The organism is Caballeronia sp. LZ016 (assembly GCF_031450805.1).
Classification (GTDB): Bacteria; Pseudomonadota; Gammaproteobacteria; order Burkholderiales; family Burkholderiaceae; genus Caballeronia.
This window is the reverse complement of the sequence record NZ_JARTVY010000001.1, coordinates 1,001,374-1,019,381: the sequence shown is the minus strand read 5'-3', so window position 1 is coordinate 1,019,381 and position 18,008 is coordinate 1,001,374. Positions and strand designations below refer to the sequence as shown.

Genomic DNA, 18,008 nt, shown 5'->3' with positions numbered 1-18,008 from the left:
AAGCGCGGACCTTCCGCAGCTTACTCTTCGATGAATTGTTTCTTCACGCCCTGCGCGGCGTTGCGAAGCATGCCGAGGTCCGCGCAGACGGCGACGAGCGTGCAGCCCATCGACAGATAGCGTTCCGCGTCTTGCTGCACGGGCGCGAGAATGCCGCTCGGCTTGCCGGCCGCGTGCGCCCGTTCGAACACGCGGGCGATGGCGGCCTGCACGTCCGGATGATTCGCGTTGCCGAGATGGCCGTACGAGGCGGCGAGATCGGACGGGCCGACGAACAGCGCATCGACGCCATCGATGGCCGCGATTTCGTCGATCGCATCGACGGCCGCGCGGCTTTCGATCTGCACCGCGACGCTGATGTTGTCGTTCGCCACCTTGAAGTAGTCCGCGACCGTCCCGTACCGGTTCCCGCGATGCCCGACCGACACGCCACGGATGCCGTGCGGCGGATAACGCGTGGCTGCGACGGCGCGGCGAGCGTCGGCGGCGCTGTCGACGAACGGAATCAGGAAGTTGACGAAGCCGGCATCCAGCAGCCGCTTGATCGCGACCGGTTCGTTCGCGGGCGGGCGCACGACGGGCGCGCTCACGCTGTCCTTGAGCGCCATCAGTTGCGGTATCAACGTGAGCGCATCGTTGGGCGCGTGCTCGGCGTCCAGCAGGATCCAGTCGAAGCCGACGACGCCCAGCAACTCGGTGACGATCGGACTCGCCAGCGAGGACCAGCAGCCGATCAGCTTGTCTCGCGCACGCAGCGATGTGCGGAACGCATTGGGTAAAGGTTGATACGGTGTCGAAGACGGCATGGTGCCTCCCTGGTGGCGGCTGCGCGATGGCTAGGTGATTAAGTCATAGGACGTCTTAACAGAAGATACCCGCTTTTCGCGCGGTTGGAACGGAGCGTTAACCCTAAACGTCGTTGCAGTAAAGGCGTTTCACTAGTATGTCGCATCAGCTACCGGAGATATGATGTCTTATGATCGATGAACGTGCAGAATTGACGGAGCGCAACCGTGACTCCATGATGGTTCATCGGACGTCCCGGCGTAACCTGCGCCGGCGCGTCAACAGCGTCATCCGACATCGATCACTATCAGAACGAACACCGAAAATGGCCAGCCTCACCGACAAAGTCGTCGCCGCGCTCATCGAAGAGATCGAACGTGGCGTGCTTCGCCCCGGCGACAAGATTCCGACCGAAGCCGCGCTCATGAAACAGATGACGGTGAGCCGCTCGGTGGTGCGGGAAGCGGTATCGCGGTTGCAGGCGGCGAACATCGTGGAGACGCGGCACGGCGTCGGGACGTTCATCCGCGCGCTGGCGGATCGAGAGTCGGTGCGGCTTTACGATGCCGACTTGTCGAGCCTGCTCGACATCATGGCGATCATCGAATTTCGAATCGATCTTGAAGGCGCGGCGGCTGCGCTCGCGGCGGGGCGCCGGACGGAGCAGCATCTCAGGCAGATTGCCCGCGCCATCGAACGTTACGAAGAGCAGATCGCGAATCACAGCACCGATGTGCTCGAGCATGACGTCGAGTTCCATTTGCAGATCGCGCGGGCGAGCGGCAATCGCTATTTCTACGATGTGCTCAGTCAGATGGGGCGCGCGGTGAGCCCGCGCACGCGCCTCGGCAAAGCCGAGATCGCGGAACTGGACCAGATCGAGCGATTGCGTAATGTGCTGAACGAACACAAGGCGATTTATCAGGCCATCGTTCGACAGGATGCCGACGATGCCCGCGCCGCGATGCGGATGCACTTGAGCAACAGCCGTGAGCGGCTGCGGCAGGTTCACGAGACGGCTGTCGAGTGAGTGGCGGTGCTTTTGTTTTGGGCAGCGCTCGGCGCGTCTCTAGGTAAACAAAAGGATTCGTATGTATACGTGGTAGTAGTTAACAAGCCCGCGCCGTTTCAGTGGATAACCCCCTTCGCTCGTTTTGCGTCAATGACTTGCCGAGTAAACAACTTCGGTATTTGTCAGCGGATTTCCACGCGAAGCCAGGACAACTTTTAGTCATTCCAGCGAGACGGCGGGTTATGCAGAAAGGGTGAACAGTTTACGCGGCGGGTGTTTACAGGGTTGTCCACAGGTAAACGCGGAATCGGACTGCGTGCAGCAATAAAAAAGCGCCTCGGAAGAGGCGCTCCTGGCTTGCATCCAACTACACCCGCAACGACATCACTCCACCGTCACCGACTTAGCCAGATTCCGCGGCTTATCGACATCCGTCCCGCGCGCACACGCCGTGTGATACGCGAGCAGTTGCAGCGGCACCACGTGCAGGATGGGCGACAACGCCCCGTAGTGCTCCGGCATCCGGATGACATGAATCCCGTCTTCGCTGACGATGCGCGTATCCGCATCGGCGAACACGTACAGCTCGCCGCCACGCGCCCGCACTTCCTGCATGTTCGACTTCAGCTTTTCGAGCAGCGTATCGTTCGGCGCGACCGTCACGACCGGCATTGCTTCCGTCACGAGCGCGAGCGGCCCGTGCTTCAGCTCGCCCGCCGGATACGCCTCCGCGTGAATATACGAAATCTCCTTGAGCTTCAGCGCCCCTTCCAGCGCGATCGGATAATGCAGCCCGCGCCCGAGGAACAGCGCATTCTCTTTGCGCGCGAACTCTTCCGACCAAGCGATGATCTGCGGCTCCAGCGCCAGCACGCTATTGAGCGCCGCCGGCAAGTGGCGCAATTGACCGAGATACGCGGCTTCCTGCTTCGCATCGACGCGGCCGCGCAGCTTCGCGAGCGTCACCGCCAGCACGAACAGGCCGACGAGCTGCGTCGTGAACGCTTTCGTCGACGCCACGCCGATCTCCGTTCCCGCATGGGTCAAGAACGCGAGCTCCGTCTGACGCACCATCGCGCTCGTTGCGACGTTGCATACGGCGAGCGTATGCGCGTGGCCGAGCGACTGCGCGTGCTTCAGCGCGGCGAGCGTATCGGCGGTTTCGCCCGATTGCGAAATGACGACGACCAGCGCCTTCGGATTCGGCACCGACTCGCGATACCGATACTCGCTCGCAATCTCCACTTGCGTCGGAATCTTTGCGATCGACTCCAGCCAGTATTTGGCCGTCAGCCCCGAGTAATAGCTCGTGCCGCACGCGAGAATCAGCAGACTGTCGATGCCCGCGAACACATCCCTCGCGTTCTCGCCGAAGAGAACCGGATCGAAGCCGTCCGTTTGCGGGATCGTGTCGGTGATCGCGCGCGGCTGCTCGAAGATTTCCTTCTGCATGAAGTGGCGATACGGCCCGAGCTCCACCGCGCCGCCATACGCCGTCACCACGCGCACTTCGCGCTCGGCGGGCAAGCCCTGGCGATCGACGATCTTCACGCCATCCAGCGCGATTTCGACGACATCGCCTTCTTCCAGGAACGCGAAGCGATCGGTGCTGCCCGCCAGCGCGAGTGCATCGGAGGCGAGGAAGTTCTCGCCCTCGCCCACGCCGACGACGAGCGGCGAACCCTGGCGCGCGCCCACCACCGTATGCGGCTGATCCTTGTGCATCACCGCGATCGCATACGCGCCGTGCAATTGCTTGACGGCTTCGCGCACGGTCTGAAAGAGATCGCCGCGATACATGCTGTGGATCAGATGCGCGATGACTTCGGTATCCGTCTGCGAGACGAATTCGTAACCCTTGTCGCGCAGCATCGTGCGCAGCGACTCGTAGTTCTCGATGATGCCGTTGTGCACGAGCGCCACCGTATCGCGCGAAAAGATGGGATGCGCGTTGTCGGTGACGGGCGCGCCGTGCGTCGCCCAGCGCGTGTGCGCGATGCCCGTCATGCCGGCGAGGTCCGTTTCCTTCACTTGCGCGTCGAGATCCGACACGCGCGCGACACTGCGCGCGCGGCGCGGCTCGCCATGACTCAATACGGCGACGCCGCACGAGTCATAGCCGCGATATTCGAGCCGCCGCAAACCTTCGACGAGCACCGGGACGATGTTACGTTGCGCAACCGCGCCGACAATTCCGCACATGGCGTTTTCCTTTGATATCCGAACCGAACGCACCAATGAGAAGGCCGCGCCTTTCGGCACGGCCCAGCGCGCTTCAACTTTTCTTCTTGGTCGGGCGAACGTAGCCCGTCTTGCTGACCTGGCGCTTCTCGTTGAGCACGAGTTCGCCTTCGCCCACGTCCTTCCAGACCGTCGTGCCCGCCGCGATCGTCACGCCGCGCCCGACGCGCACCGGCGCGACGAGTTGCGTGTCCGAGCCGATGAACACATCGTCTTCCACGATCGTGCGATGCTTGTTCGCGCCGTCGTAATTGCAGGTGATGGTGCCCGCGCCGACATTCACGCGCGCGCCGATATCGGAATCGCCGATATAGCTCAAGTGGTTCGCCTTCGCGCCGTGACCCATCACCGCGTTCTTCACTTCGACGAAGTTGCCGACGTGCGCTTCGTCGCCGAGCACCGCGCCCGGACGCAGCCGCGCGTACGGTCCGAGCACGACCTTCGCGCCCGTCGTGCCGCCTTCGATATGCGTGTACGCATCGACGCGCGTGCCCGCACCGATCGATGCATCGCGAATGACGCAGTTCGGCCCGATGCTCACGTTGTCCGCGAGCGTCACGCGGCCTTCGAACACGCAGTTCACGTCGATGGATACGTCCGCGCCGCATTCCAGCGTGCCGCGCACGTCGATGCGCGCGGGATCGGCCAGCGTCACGCCGGCTTCGAGCAGCGCGTGCGCGACGTTGCGCTGATGGACGCGCTCCAGTTCCGCGAGCTGAACCTTGCTGTTCACGCCGAGCGTTTCCCATTCGGCGTCGGGCTGCGCCGTGACGACTTCGACGCCGGCCTCGATCGCGCGCTCGACGACATCGGTCAGATAGAACTCGCCTTGAGCGTTGTCGTTCTTGAGCGACGCGAGCCATGCGTCCAGCGTGCGCGTCGGCGATACGACGATGCCCGTGTTGATCTCCGCGATGCGCCGTTCTTCTTCGCTCGCATCCTTCTGCTCGACGATCTTTCGCACCGCGCCGCCCGCGTCACGCACGATGCGGCCGTAGCCGCTCGGATCATCCACCGTTACCGTGAGCACGCCGTAGCGTTCGGGTCCGGCCGCGTCGAGCAGGCGCTTCAGCGTGCTGGCGCGCGTGAGCGGCACGTCGCCGTAGAGCACGAGCGTCGGCACGGAGGGATCGAGCAGCGGCAGCGCCTGCTGCACGGCGTGTCCGGTGCCGAGTTGCTTGTCCTGAATGGCAAATTGCACGTCGGGCGCGCCGACGGCTTCGCGGACCTTGTCCGCGCCGTGTCCCACGACGACCACCAGACGCGCAGGCGACAGCGTGCGCGCCGTTTCGATGACATGTGCCAGCAGCGGCCGGCCCGCCAGGGGATGAAGTACTTTCGGCAGGGCGGAGCGCATGCGCTTGCCCATGCCGGCAGCGAGGATGACGATGTTCATCGCGAGTTTCTTGCAGGTTGAAGCCGGGTTTGAGGTCGGGCCAATATAGCATGCGAACTTGTCCGAAACGGCGCCCCGAAACCACGCCCGGCCTTGTCGGACGAGCTTTTACAGGTCGTCGAACTGGACAATTGAAATGGCCTTCGACGATCCTGACGGTTCGCTCGCGCACGGTTCTTCGTCGAACGCGATGTCGCCTTGCGGATCGGGCTCGCCGGTCGCGCGCAGGCTGGCGAACGGGAACAGCGCGCTGTCCATCAGATGCGACGGCACCACGTTCGACAGCGCGTTGAACATGTTCTCGACGCGCCCCGGAAAACGCTTGTCCCATTCGCGGATCAGCGCCTTCATTTCCGCGCGCTTCAGGTTCGGCTGGCTGCCGCACAGATTGCACGGGATGATCGGGAATTCGCGCAGTTCGGCGTATTTCTCGAGGTCCGTTTCCTTCACGTAAGCGAGCGGACGGATGACGACGTTCCTGCCGTCGTCCGATTGCAGCTTGGGCGGCATGCCCTTCAGCTTGCCGCCGTAGAACATGTTGAGCAAAAGCGTCTGCAGGATGTCGTCGCGATGATGCCCCAGCGCGATCTTCGTCGCGCCGAGCTCGCCCGCCACGCGATACAGAATGCCGCGCCGCAGCCGCGAGCACAGCGAGCACGTCGTCTTGCCTTCCGGCACGAGCCGCTTGACGATGCTGTACGTGTCCTGATTCTCGATATGAAACGGAATGTCGAGCTTCGACAGATACTCCGGTAGCACATGCTCCGGAAAGCCTGGTTGCTTCTGATCGAGATTGACGGCGACGATATCGAAGTCGATCGGCGCGCGCTCGCGCAGGCGCATGAGGATATCGAGCATCGCGTAGCTGTCCTTTCCGCCGGACAGGCAGACCATTACCTTGTCGCCCTGCTCGATCATGTTGAAGTCGCCGATCGCCTGGCCGACCTGCCGCGCGATCCGCTTGAACAGCTTGTTGTTCTCGTAGGCTTCTTTCTGCTGGCGCTTCGTCATGGCTTCGCGCGCGGGCTTTTCTTCTTCTACGTGGTCGATGGCTTCACGCGCGTTCATGCTCGTTCCTCTTTGATGCGAAAGACTTCGACGCCGACCGCGTCGCAGTCCGGATAGACATCGGGCTTTTCCGTCGATACCGCGACGGCCCGGACGTTCGGATGCGCGAGCAGCGCGGCGGCGACGTCGTCGCAGAGCGTTTCCTGCAGATGGATGTGGCCGCGCTTCACGCGCTCCGCGATGGTGGATCGCATGAAATCGTAATCGACGACTTCCGCGAGCTTGTCAGCGACGGGTGTGGACAGCGCGAGCGGCACGAACAGCTCGACGTTGATCACGACGCGTTGCTCGCCGCGCTTCTCGAAGTCGTGCACGCCGATGTTGATGCGCACTTCGTAATTGCGCAGGAAAAGCCGCCGGCAATCGGTCAGCCGGGGATGCGAGAGAGCGGCAAGCATGTGTGGGGTTCCAAGGTTAAGGCTTTTGCGCGTCGATCATGTACATCACGTCGCGCGGGCTCGGCACGAGATGCTGCCCGCCATCGACGACGAGCGTCGTGCCGGTCACGCCGTGCGCGTTCGCCAGATAGCACGCGGCCTGCGCGAGATCGTCGACGGTCGATGCGCGCCCGAGCGGCGTCACGCGATGCGCCGCCTCGAACGACGCGGGCGTCTGCCACGCCGAGACGAGCGTGAGTCCCGGCGCGAGCCCGACGACACGCAGCCTGGGCGCGAGCGCCTGCGCCAGCGCGACGGTCGCATTGTCGAGCGCGGCCTTCGTCAGCGTGTACGAGAGGTAATCCGGGTTCATGTTGTAGAGCTTCTGATCGAGCACGTTGATGACGACGCCGCGGCGCGCGTCGTCGTTGGCGGCGTCGTCGGGCGTCGCTTCGTGCAGCGTGCGGGCGAGCGTGAGCGGCGCGGCGAGATTCACCGCGGTCATTTGCATCAGCTTCGCGTAGCCGAAGTTCGCGGCGGTGTCTTCGTCGAAGCGCGACGCGCAGTTCACCACGCACTGCAGCCCGCCGAACGATTCGACGCACGCGGGCACGAGTTGGGCGACGGCGGCTTCATCGGCGAGATCGGCCTGGAGGGCGACCGCGCGGCGGCCGAGCGCTTCGATCTGCGCGACGGTTTCGCGTGCTTCGCGTTCGGACTGGCCGTAGTGAACCGCGACGTTCCATCCCTGGCGGGCGAATTCCAGCGCGATGCCCCGCCCGATGCGTTTGCCTGCGCCCGTCACGAGCACGGCGCGTGGACGCGGTTCCCCGGAGCGGGAAACAGGCGGATTTGCGGGGGAAAACGGCGAGGAAGCGCTCATTTACAATGCTGGGATGAATCCGAATGCTCAACGATCCGATAGTTTACCTGCTCCGGGCGCCGACGCGCTCGCGCAGTCCGAGGCGCTGGTTCACCTGATTCGCGAGCGCATCGCGGCGGCGGGCGGCTGGCTTCCCTTCGACCGATACATGGACCTGGCGCTGTACGCGCCCGGCCTTGGCTACTACAGCGGCGGTGCGATGAAGTTCGGCCGTCGCGCGGAAGACGGCAGCGACTTCGTGACGGCGCCCGAACTGTCGCCCTTGTTCGCGAAGACGCTGGCGCGGCCGGTGGCGCAGGCGTTGCGGGAAAGCGGCACGCGAGCTCTGATGGAGTTCGGCGCCGGCACGGGCAAGCTCGCGTCAGGGCTGCTGTCGGCGCTTGCGGAACTCGGCGTGGACGTCGAGCGTTACTCGATTGTCGATCTATCGGGCGAGCTGCGCGATCGGCAGCGCGAGACGTTGACGGCGCAAGCGCCCGCGCTCGCCGCGAAGGTCGAATGGCTCGATGCGTTGCCCGATGCGTTCGAAGGCGTGGTGATCGGCAACGAAGTGCTCGACGCGATGCCGGTGCGTCTGGTGGTGCGCAAGCTGGGCGCGTGGCACGAGCGGGGCGTCGTTGTCCGGGACGATGGCTTTGGGTTCGAGGATTGTTCTCTTTCTGTCGATGAGCCGATCCGTTTGATCGATGAAGCCATCGATGAGACCAATGACGAGCCTTTCGCCGAATATCTGACGGAGACGCATGAGGCCGCGCTTGCATTCACGAAAACCGTTTGCACGATGCTCGTGCGCGGGGCGGCGTTCTTTATCGATTATGGTTTTCCGCGCCGCGAGTTTTATCATGCGCAGCGCGCGGGCGGGACGCTGATGTGCCATTACCGGCATCGTGCGCACACCGATCCGTTTTTGTATCCGGGGTTGCAGGATATTACAGCGCATGTGGAATTCACCGGCATTGCGGAAGCGGGCGTGGGGACGGGTGCTGATTTGCTGGGCTTTACATCGCAGGCGCGGTTTCTGATGAACGCCGGCATCACGGATGTGCTCAATGAATTCGATCCTGCGGATGTGAAGCGTTTTTTGCCTGCGGCTAATGCCGTGCAGAAGCTCTTGTCCGAGGCGGAGATGGGCGAGTTGTTCAAGGTGATTGCGTTTTCACGCGGTATCCCGGGTACGGTCGATGCGTTTTCGTCGGGCGACCGGTCGCATACGCTTTAGGTTCTTTCGACCATGATCCGCTGGGTACTCACTACTTTTATCGCGCTCGTGATTCTTTCTGGGTGCTGGCCTTGGCTCAGGAAGCTCGGCATCGGGCGGTTGCCCGGGGACTTCAATTTGCGCATCTTCGGGCGGGAGTACTCGTTTCCCTTCATGTCGACGCTTTTGCTTTCTATTCTGCTTTCTTTGATTGCTCGGGCGCTTTAGGTGTTTTTGTTTTGCGTTGAACTCGTATTCGTGTCGGTCTATTAGTGCGCCTCTCCCCGGGGCGGGCGACTCAATAGACCGACGCGATAACGAGCTCGACGATGAAAGAGATTCAGGAGAAAACCGCAGCCTGCACCGCCGCAACCCGTGCCTCATGCACGGCATCCTTGATCCGGGAAGGCTCGGAAGCCAGCCTCAAAGCCACGGCACCGGCATCGACCCCGCGAGCAGCGACAAGTGCAACCCGCAACCGCTCGGCCTGCGGATAAGGCTGCGCCTCGAGCCCGAGCCTTCCGCGAATATCCGCCAGACAAGCCTGCAGCGCCTCCGCAAAGCGCGCCGGCTTGCGCAACGCGTCCGATCGCTCGAACAAGCGCACCAGCGCGGCCGCGCCCATATCCATCACGCGATGAATATTCCCATGCTCACGCGCGACGAGCATCGCCAGATCGCGACACTCGTTCGGCACGCGCAAACGCTCGCACAAAGGCTTCAGCAAATCGACACTGCGTCCCTCATGCCCGATATGACGCGGCAGCACATCCTCAGGCGTCGTCGCCTTGCCGAGATCGTGCGTCAGCGCGGCGAAGCGCACCGGTAACGTGAATCCCTGCGATGCCGCATAGTCGAGCACCATCATCACATGAACGCCCGTGTCGACCTCCGGATGATAGTCCGCACGCTGCGGCACACCCCAAAGCGCATCGACCTCCGGAAGAATCCGCGCAAGCGCACCGCATCCGCGCAACACCTCGAACATCCGCGAGGGCTTCGCCTCCATCAAACCGCGCGACACTTCCTGCCACACGCGCTCTGGCACGAGCGCATCGACTTCGCCGGCCTCGACCATCTTCTTCATCAACGCCCCGGTCTCCGGCGCGACGCTGAAATCCGCAAAGCGCGCAGCGAATCGCGCAAGCCGAAGAATCCGCACCGGATCTTCGACGAACGCATCGCCCACATGCCTGAAGACCTTGTTCTCCAGATCAGCCCTGCCATTGAACGGATCGATCACCGGACCCGTCAGCTCGCCTGCCGGCGTCACTTCACGCGCCATCGCGTTGACCGTCAGATCGCGGCGCGCCAGATCTTCTTCGAGCGTGACATCCGGCGAATAGTAGAACTGGAAGCCGTGATACCCCGCCGCCGTCTTGCGCTCGGTGCGCGCGAGCGCATACTCCTCGTGCGTCTGCGGATGCAGGAACACCGGAAAATCCTTTCCGACCGGTCGATACCCCTGCGCCACCATCTGCTCGGGCGTCGCGCCGACAACCACGTAGTCGCGATCCATCACCGGCATGCCGAGCAACTCATCGCGGATCGCGCCGCCTACCGCGTAGATATTCATCGCGCGGCTTCCTTGCGGGCATCGTCGATCCACGCAGCCACCGCCGGCAACTCCGTCACGCGGCGCGCATACGCGCGCGATCCCTCGCTCAGCGCCGGCTCGTAAGAATTGAAGCGCATGACGACCGGCGCGTACATCGCATCCGCGATGCCGAAGTCACCGAACAGAAACGGTCCGCCCGATCGCGCGAGACAGTCGCTCCACATTGCATCGATGCGCGCGATATCGAAAAGCGTCGCCGGCGTCGCACCGATGCCGGGCGCATGATTGGCAATCTGCATCGGCATGTTCTGACGCAAGTTCACGAAGCCGGCGTGCATCTCCGCGCTGATGCTGCGGGCAAGCGCGCGGGCAGCGGCGTCACGCGGCCACATCGCGTGTTGCGGATGGCTTTCCGCGATCGTTTCCATGATCGCGAGCGATTCCCACACGGCATCGCCGCTATCGGTGATGAGACACGGCACCTTGCCCGATGGCGTGACGTCGAGAATCCTCGCTTTCGTGTCGGGCTGGCCAAGGCGAATCAGCGTCTCGTCGAACGCAATGCCGAAGTGCGTGAGCAGCACCCACGGACGCATGGACCAGGAAGAAGTGTTCTTGTCACCGATAACGAGTTTCATGCGGTTCCGAGTTCATCGATGCGCCGTGGCGCGGAAAGTATTGAAGCGCGAACGCGGCGAATTGCCGGTGAGATACAGCGGCGCAATCGCCTCGATGCTCGCCGGCTCGCCGATGCCGAGTTCCGGCGCGAGCGGGCCGCTCGCGATGCTCGGCGTCTTCATCGAATCGAGATTGTCCCGCGACATGACCGGCTCGCCCGGCGCCATTTCCAGCGTCATCGCCTGTAGCCGGCCGAGGCTTTCCGGCAGCTTGATGATGCGCGCACGCCGTCCGATCGTCGCGCCCGCGAAGCGCACGAGTTCAGCGAGCGTGTACACGCCCGGACCCGCGAGTTCGTAGGTCATGCGGTTCGCTGCATCGAGGTCGAGCACATTGACGATCGCCTTCGCGACATCGCCGACGAAGACGGGCTGAAATTGCGCATCGGCGCAGGCAAGCGGAATCACCGGAAAGATGCGCTGAAGGAACGCGAACTGATTCAGCAGATTGTCCTCGGGACCGAAGACCACCGAGCTTCGGAAGATCGTCCAGTCGAGACCCGACTCGCGGATCAGTTTTTCGCCGTCGCCTTTCGATCGCAGATACATGCTCGGGCCGTGCGCGTCGGCGCCGATCGCGCTCATGTGGATCAGCCTGCGCACGCCCTTCGCCTCGCATGCGGCGGCGATCTTGCGCGGCAACTCGACATGCGCGCGCGCGAACTCCGGGCCGTAAGGGTCGCCGCGGCTTCCCTGCAGCACGCCGACGAGATTGATGACCGCGTCCGCTTCCGCAACGAAGCCGGCGAGTTTCACGGGATCGTGCACGTCGGTTTCGAGGACATCGACGGGAAGCAGCGTCAGATGCGCCGCGTTCGCGCGCCGCCGCGTGGCGATGCGGACGTTCTTGCCGAGATCGACGAGCGCGTTGACGAGATGGCTCCCGATGAAACCGGAACCGCCGATGAGCGCTACGTTTTGATGTCGCATGTTCGCCTCTTGGATATCACGGCTTGCCGATTGCGGCTGACGATGCGCAGACAGATGCGAAGACGAGCCGCCGCGCGTCTCGAAACGCGCGGCGTCGTGTGAATGCGCTTACGGCGCGATATAACCCAGCCGCGCCTTCAGCGATTGCGGACGGCCTTCGAACAGCGCTGCGTAATACACGGTGTTCGACAGCACGTTCTTCACGTAATCGCGCGTCTCGGAAAACGGAATGGTTTCAGCAAAAACCGCGCCCTCGACGGGCGCCCGCAAATCCTGCCGCCATTGCTTCGGCCGTCCGGGACCGGCGTTGTAGCCAGCGGTGGCGAGCACGGGCGAGTTATCGAATTGATTGTAGATCATCGACAGGTAATTCGTGCCGAGCAGGATGTTCGTGTTGATGTCGTTCATCTGCGCGCGCGACACCGGCCCGAGACCGATCTTCTTCGCGACCAGTTGCGCTGTGCCGGGCATCAATTGCATGAGGCCGCCCGCGCCGACTTCCGACCGCGCGTTGATGATGAAGCGCGACTCCTGGCGGATCAGCCCGTACGCCCATTCGATATCGAGCCCGGTGTTTTGCGCATCGCGCTCGACGATCTCGCGGAACGGCGAGAGATACCGCAGCGAGAAGTCATGCTCGGCCTTCGTCTTGTCGGCGGTGTTCACAGTACGGTCGAACAGTTCGATGCGCTTCGCGTACTGCGCCGCGGCGAGCAATTGCCGGTCGGTCATGCTGCGCAGCGGCCAGTTCCATTCGCGATTGCCTTCCAGCCGCATGTTGAGCGCATAGAAACGCTGCGACAGCGCGAAGCCCGGCACCGACTGCATCTGCGCGATTTCCGCATCGGATACGGTCGTGCGCGGCGGCACCGTGATCTTCTGGCCGAGTTCTTCCAGCGCGAGCTGGCCGTAGAAGTTGTATTGATCCGCGATGCTCTGGAACTCCTGATTCGCCGTGGCGGTGTCGCCGGCCTGCTTCACGGCGCGCGCATGCCAGTAGGTCCACGAGGGCTGGCTGCGCAGCGTCGGCGGCATCTGCTCGACCGACCACCGCACCATGTTCCAGTCGCCGGCGAGCAGCGCACTGCGCGTGCGCCATTCGTACGCAGGATTCGACAACTGCGCATTCGCCGACAGCCGATACCAGTCCGCCGCCGCCGGCATGCGCTTCAACGCCGCCTGATAGCCGATGGCGCCCCAGCCGATCGCGCGCTCGGCAGGCGTGAGGCTCGGCGCGACGGAACTGAACGTGGCGGCGGCCATTGCCGGATCGTTGCGCGCGAGGCGCGTGACGGCGAGCAGCGTCAACTGATGCGCCGGCGTGTTCGGCATGACGCCCCGCGCGAGATAGAGCGGCGGCTTGCTGACGGCATTGTCCAGCAGTTCGGGCTTCGGCCTTTCCTGACCGAGCGCATCGACGATATTCGCGCCGGTCGTCGTGTAGTTCTGCTCGTAGGCGAGGCGGATCTGCTGCCAGATGTCGTCGCTCGTGAACTGGCCGGACTCGGCGAGCGCGGCGATCAGATCGACGCAGCCGTCGCCGTACCATTTCGGATCGACGAGCAGCGCGCGCGCCGCATCCGCGACGTTCTCGCCGCGCGACATGCGGGCTTCGAGCGCATAACACTTGACCTGCGTGTCGTCGTTCAGCACGAAACGCGAATACTGCTGCTCGAAGTTGCGCCAGTCGTGACGGCCGCCGAGCACGACGAGATAGTCGTTGCGCATGCGGTCGGCAATGGCCTGGCCGTCGTAGCGCTGCAGGAACGAGAGCACGGGCGCGTCCGGCGCGTCGGGGCGCGCGTGGCCTTGCGCATCGAAAAGCTGCGGCTTGATCGTGAAATATTCGATGTAGCCGGGCGCGGGATAATTCGGAATCTGCGAGGCGAGCGAAGCGGCGCGGCCTGCATCGTTCGCGCGCGAGGCTTCGCGCAATTGCATGAAAATGCGGTCGTCGGAGGACGGCGAGAAGTCGGCGTCCGGCGGGACGGCGGTGGCCGTTGCGCAAGCGACGAGCGTCGCGGCGGCAAGAGCGTAACCGGCCGCGAGATATACTCGGTTGAGGCGTTTTGACATCGTTATTACTGGAGCGCGAGGTGGTCCAAAGATCGGTCCAAAGCATAGCACGCAACGTTTGCGCGGAACCCAAAAGCACCCTTCGAGCGACGCTGCTCGCAGCCCGCGAAGCCAAGCAGGAAGAGCCGTCCCGCGCGCACGCCGATGCCGCGCTGGCCGCGCGCCTTCGCGCGGTGCTCGAAGCACGCGCGGTCGGATGCATCGGCTTCTACTGGCCGGTGGCCGGCGAGTTCGACGCCCGCGCCGTACTCGCCGAGTGGCTCGCCGCGGATGAGGCGCGAGAAGCCGCGCTGCCCATCGTCGTCCAGCCTCACGCACCGATGGCCTTCCACGCGTGGCGCGCCGATTCCCCGATGAAGTCGGGCCGCTATCGAATCCCCGTGCCCGAGGAGGAGCGCGTCGTGGCGCCGGAACTGCTGCTCGTGCCGTGCGTCGGTTTCGATGCGGACCGTTATCGGCTGGGCTATGGCGGCGGCTATTACGACCGCACGCTCGCGGCGTGGCCGGTCGCGAAGAAGCCGGTCACGATCGGCATCGCGTATGAAGCGGGCAAGCTCGATGCGCTGCCGCGCGAATCGCACGACATGCCGCTCGATGCGATCGTCACCGAAGCCGCGCTTTACTGACCGCCGGTCGCGCTCAGAGCGATGCCGCCGCGCGCGCGGCGGTGTCGTAGAGACCGGACGCGTTGCGCATGAGTTGCGCGGCCTCGCCGATCTGCTCGTTGGTCAATCCGCTCTCGCGAAGCGCCGAAATCAGGCAGCTTTCCCGCACTTCGCGGTATTTGCCGCACAACTCGCGCCCCTCGGGCGTTGCGGAAAAGAACACTTCCTTGCCGGTCTTTTCGCTCGTCACATAGCCGCGCGCGACGAGCTTCTTCAGCGCATAAGTCGCGACGTGCGTGTCCTCGATATTCAGCACGAAGCAGATATCGGCGAGCTTCTTCTTGCGATCCCGATGGTTCACGTGATGCAGCAGCGACACTTCCACCGCCGTCATGTCCTTCGCGCCGGCCGCGGACATGCAGCGCACCATCCATCGATTGAACGCGTTGCTCGCCATGATGAGCGCGTATTCGAACTCGGACAGTTCCGCGCTGGTTTCGGAGACGAGATGTTCGGACGACACAATCTTGGCAGGGTGACGCGACATGGCGATGACCATTGGAAATTGAACCGGAGTCTAGCGGAACCCACGTGCGCCACACTCCAGACAAACGCGTATTGATAACTTCTTGATAATTTATTGACAATGTAACATCGTGTGCACGACGCGGCGAAGAGAAACGCGTTCTTCGCGCCGTGCCGACGCAAGACTGGAAGCCATGACACCACCACGAATCCATCCGCTGGGCGACAGCGCGCTTGTTTGCGAAGCCGCGCCGCCCGCCACGATCGACTGCCAGCGGCGCATCTGGGCGTTGGCCGACCGCGCGCGCCTGATGCCGCATGTCGTCGAAGTCGTGCCCGGCATGAACAATCTGACGATCGTTTTCGATCCGCTCGAAGCCGACTATGCAAGCCTCGCCGCGCAACTGGAAGCGGGATGGGACGCCGCCGGCAGCGCCGATGAGCCCGGCGCGCAGATCGAGATTCCGGTCCGCTACGGCGGCGAGGAAGGCCCGGATCTCGCCGAGCTGGCGAAGTACGCGGGGCTGTCCATCGATGAAGTCGTGAAGCGGCACACCGAAGCCGAATACATCGTGTTCTTCCTGGGCTTCCAGCCGGGCTTCGCGTATCTCGGCGGGCTCGATCCCGCGTTGCACATGCCGCGCCGCCGCGAGCCGCGCCTCGAAGTGCCGGCCGGATCGGTGGGCATCGGCGGGGCGCAGACGGGCATCTATCCGGCTGTGTCGCCGGGCGGATGGCAACTGCTCGGCCGCACCGAACTCAGGCTCTTCGACCCGTCGCGCAATCCGCCGACGCTGATGCAGCCTGGCGACCGCGTCCGCTTCACGGCGCTGGAGGTCCGCGCATGATCGACGTGATTCGCGCAGGCGTGCTGTCCACGGTGCAGGATCTGGGCCGCCACGGGTATCGCCATCTCGGCGTCAGTTCGGGCGGTGCGCTGGATTCGCTGTCGCTGGAAATCGGCAATCGGCTGGTCGGCAACCGGCCGGATGCGGCGGGTATCGAAGTGACGTTCGGGCCGACCGTCCTGCGCTTCAAGCGCGCGACGCGCATCGCCATCACGGGCACCGACTTCGGCGCGACGCTCGACGACGCGCCGGTCTATTCGTGGTGGAGCCTGCCGGTGCGCGCGGGCCAGGAACTGACGCTGCGCGCGGCGAAGCGCGGCATGCGCTGCTATGTGAGCATCGCGGGCGGCATCGACGTTTTGCCGATGCTCGGTTCGCGCAGCACCGACCTCGGCGCGTGCTTCGGCGGACTCGGCGGGCGGGCGCTGCGCGACGGCGACCGCTTGCCGGTCGGCGTGCCCCAGCCGCGCAAGGGCATCGCGTTCTCGCCGGAAGAACCGGCCTTCGGCGTCAAGGCGCCCGCGTGGTGCAAATTCGTTCTCGTGGATGAACCCGTGCGGCGCGGCCGGCACGCGCCCGGTCTCGCCTGGGCGGCGCCCATTCGCGTGCTGCGCGGTCCGGAATATGCGGGCTTCAGCGACAAGGCGCACGAGGACTTCTGGAACGAGGAATGGACGATCACGCCGAACAGCAACCGCATGGGCTTCCGGCTCGCGGGCACACCGCTCGAGCGCCGCGACCGGACGGAGCTGCTCTCTCATGCGGTCTTGCCCGGCACGATCCAGGTGCCGCCGAACGGGCAGCCGATCATCCTGATGGGCGATGCGCAGACGACCGGCGGTTATCCGAAGATCGGCGCGGTCATCCGCGCCGACTTGTGGAAGCTCGCGCAGGCACGGCTCAACGGAGGCGTGCGCTTCATCGAGACCTCGGTGGAAGAAGCGCGGCACGCGCTCGCTGAAGAACGGCAGTACGTAGCGCAAGTGGAAACGGCCATCGCGATGCACGAGGAGCGCATCGCGCGATGACGCACCAACCCAACGACTCTCTCGACGACTAACATGGAAATCGATCTCAACGCCGACCTCGGCGAAGGCTGCGGCTCCGACGAAGCGCTGCTCGACCTCGTGAGTTCCGCGAACATCGCGTGCGGCTGGCATGCGGGCGGCGCCACCGCGATGCGCGATTGCGTGCGCTGGGCGGTGGCGAAGGGCGTGGCGATCGGCGCGCATCCGAGCTTCAACGATCCGGAGAACTTCGGCCGCAAGGAAATGGACCTGCCGCCCGAAGAGATTTACGCGGGCGTGCTGTATCAGCTTGGCGCGCTGGCTGCGATTGCCAAAGCGGAAGGCGGGCGCATCGCGCACGTGAAGCCGCACGGCGCGCTGTACAACCAGGCCGCGAGAACGCCGCAGATCGCCGATGCGATCGTCGCCGCCGTGCGCGATTTCGATCCGACGCTGCTCGTCTTCGGGCTGGCGAACAGCGGTCTCGTCGATGCCGCGAAGCGCGCGGGGCTTCGCGCGGTCGAAGAAGTGTTCGCGGATCGCGGCTATCGCGCCGATGGTTCTCTCGTGCCGCGCAAGGAGCCGGGCGCACTGCTGGACGATGAAGACGTCGTGCTCGACCGCACGCTTTCGATGGTGCGCGAGCAGCGCGTGCAGGCGGTATCGGGCGAATGGGTGCCGCTCAATGCGCAGACCATCTGCCTGCATGGCGACGGCGAACACGCGCTCGCGTTCGCGCGGCGCATTCGTGGCGCACTGGCCGTCGCGGGCATCGGCGTGCGCGCCGCCGGCGCCGCCTGAAGGCCGTAACCGAGCATTGA

At 64.3% G+C, this 18,008-nt stretch carries 18 protein-coding genes; 7 read left to right on the top strand and 11 right to left on the bottom strand.

Annotated features, from left to right (window positions below):
* Window positions 1–20: 20 nt before the first annotated feature.
* Window positions 21–806: a 2-dehydro-3-deoxyglucarate aldolase gene (garL, locus tag P9220_RS04820; RefSeq protein ID WP_309763836.1), complete on the bottom strand. Its 786-nt coding sequence runs from the start codon at window positions 804–806 to the stop codon at window positions 21–23.
* A gap of 305 nt (window positions 807–1,111) precedes the next feature.
* On the opposite strand from garL, the gene P9220_RS04815 reads away from it, so the two are divergent.
* Window positions 1,112–1,816, top strand: a complete 705-nt coding sequence (locus P9220_RS04815) for a FadR/GntR family transcriptional regulator (RefSeq protein ID WP_309763835.1) — start codon at window positions 1,112–1,114, stop codon at window positions 1,814–1,816.
* Window positions 1,817–2,182: 366 nt separating this feature from the next.
* Here the strand turns inward: P9220_RS04815 and glmS are convergent, their stop codons facing one another.
* The 5 genes from glmS to P9220_RS04790 all read right to left on the bottom strand — a co-directional run bounded on the left by glmS (window position 2,183) and on the right by P9220_RS04790 (window position 7,763).
* A complete protein-coding gene (gene glmS / locus P9220_RS04810) occupies window positions 2,183–4,000 on the bottom strand; it encodes a glutamine--fructose-6-phosphate transaminase (isomerizing) (protein ID WP_309763834.1) in 1,818 nt (605 codons plus the stop codon).
* Window positions 4,001–4,073: 73 nt separating this feature from the next.
* Window positions 4,074–5,435, bottom strand: coding sequence for a bifunctional UDP-N-acetylglucosamine diphosphorylase/glucosamine-1-phosphate N-acetyltransferase GlmU (gene glmU / locus P9220_RS04805; protein ID WP_309763833.1), 1,362 nt, complete (start codon window positions 5,433–5,435; stop codon window positions 4,074–4,076).
* 108 nt (window positions 5,436–5,543) lie between these two features.
* Window positions 5,544–6,503 carry a tRNA 2-thiocytidine(32) synthetase TtcA gene (gene ttcA / locus P9220_RS04800; protein ID WP_309763832.1) on the bottom strand — a complete coding sequence of 320 codons (960 nt, stop codon included), beginning with the start codon at window positions 6,501–6,503 and terminating at the stop codon, window positions 5,544–5,546.
* Complete coding sequence (locus P9220_RS04795; RefSeq protein WP_035962310.1) at window positions 6,500–6,901, bottom strand: dihydroneopterin aldolase; 402 nt, start codon at window positions 6,899–6,901, stop codon at window positions 6,500–6,502. Before P9220_RS04795 ends, ttcA begins: the two co-directional genes overlap by 4 nt.
* Window positions 6,902–6,917: 16 nt before the next feature.
* Window positions 6,918–7,763, bottom strand: coding sequence for an SDR family oxidoreductase (locus tag P9220_RS04790; protein ID WP_309763831.1), 846 nt, complete (start codon window positions 7,761–7,763; stop codon window positions 6,918–6,920).
* A 13-nt stretch (window positions 7,764–7,776) separates the two neighbouring features.
* Between P9220_RS04790 and P9220_RS04785 the strand changes: the two genes are divergently transcribed.
* Complete coding sequence (locus P9220_RS04785) at window positions 7,777–8,982, top strand: SAM-dependent methyltransferase (RefSeq protein ID WP_309763830.1); 1,206 nt, start codon at window positions 7,777–7,779, stop codon at window positions 8,980–8,982.
* 12 nt (window positions 8,983–8,994) lie between these two features.
* Window positions 8,995–9,189: a DUF2905 domain-containing protein gene (locus tag P9220_RS04780; RefSeq protein WP_309763829.1), complete on the top strand. Its 195-nt coding sequence runs from the start codon at window positions 8,995–8,997 to the stop codon at window positions 9,187–9,189.
* A gap of 112 nt (window positions 9,190–9,301) precedes the next feature.
* On the opposite strand, the gene P9220_RS04775 is transcribed toward P9220_RS04780, so the two are convergent.
* From P9220_RS04775 to P9220_RS04760, 4 genes are all read right to left on the bottom strand, one after another.
* On the bottom strand, window positions 9,302–10,537 hold the full coding sequence (locus tag P9220_RS04775; RefSeq protein ID WP_309763828.1) for a multifunctional CCA addition/repair protein: 1,236 nt from the start codon (window positions 10,535–10,537) through the stop codon (window positions 9,302–9,304).
* Entirely contained in the window at window positions 10,534–11,157 is a 624-nt protein-coding gene (locus tag P9220_RS04770) for a glutathione S-transferase family protein (RefSeq protein ID WP_309763827.1), read from the bottom strand. The genes P9220_RS04775 and P9220_RS04770 overlap by 4 nt, the downstream gene beginning before the upstream one ends.
* 12 nt (window positions 11,158–11,169) lie before the next feature.
* Window positions 11,170–12,126: a complex I NDUFA9 subunit family protein gene (locus P9220_RS04765; RefSeq protein ID WP_309763826.1), complete on the bottom strand. Its 957-nt coding sequence runs from the start codon at window positions 12,124–12,126 to the stop codon at window positions 11,170–11,172.
* Window positions 12,127–12,234: 108 nt separating this feature from the next.
* On the bottom strand, window positions 12,235–14,202 hold the full coding sequence (locus P9220_RS04760; RefSeq protein ID WP_309763825.1) for a transglycosylase SLT domain-containing protein: 1,968 nt from the start codon (window positions 14,200–14,202) through the stop codon (window positions 12,235–12,237).
* An 8-nt stretch (window positions 14,203–14,210) separates the two neighbouring features.
* Between P9220_RS04760 and P9220_RS04755 the strand changes: the two genes are divergently transcribed.
* On the top strand, window positions 14,211–14,828 hold the full coding sequence (locus P9220_RS04755) for a 5-formyltetrahydrofolate cyclo-ligase (protein ID WP_404989544.1): 618 nt from the start codon (window positions 14,211–14,213) through the stop codon (window positions 14,826–14,828).
* A gap of 13 nt (window positions 14,829–14,841) precedes the next feature.
* On the opposite strand, the gene P9220_RS04750 is transcribed toward P9220_RS04755, so the two are convergent.
* Window positions 14,842–15,354, bottom strand: coding sequence for a winged helix DNA-binding protein (locus tag P9220_RS04750; RefSeq protein ID WP_309763823.1), 513 nt, complete (start codon window positions 15,352–15,354; stop codon window positions 14,842–14,844).
* 172 nt (window positions 15,355–15,526) lie between these two features.
* On the opposite strand from P9220_RS04750, the gene pxpB reads away from it, so the two are divergent.
* The 3 genes from pxpB to pxpA are packed head-to-tail and all read left to right on the top strand — an operon-like array spanning window position 15,527 to window position 17,988.
* Window positions 15,527–16,180, top strand: a complete 654-nt coding sequence (gene pxpB, locus P9220_RS04745; RefSeq protein WP_309763822.1) for a 5-oxoprolinase subunit PxpB — start codon at window positions 15,527–15,529, stop codon at window positions 16,178–16,180.
* A complete protein-coding gene (locus P9220_RS04740) occupies window positions 16,177–17,208 on the top strand; it encodes a biotin-dependent carboxyltransferase family protein (protein WP_309763821.1) in 1,032 nt (343 codons plus the stop codon). Before pxpB ends, P9220_RS04740 begins: the two co-directional genes overlap by 4 nt.
* A 33-nt stretch (window positions 17,209–17,241) precedes the next feature.
* Window positions 17,242–17,988: a 5-oxoprolinase subunit PxpA gene (gene pxpA / locus P9220_RS04735; RefSeq protein ID WP_309763820.1), complete on the top strand. Its 747-nt coding sequence runs from the start codon at window positions 17,242–17,244 to the stop codon at window positions 17,986–17,988.
* Window positions 17,989–18,008: the final 20 nt, after the last annotated feature.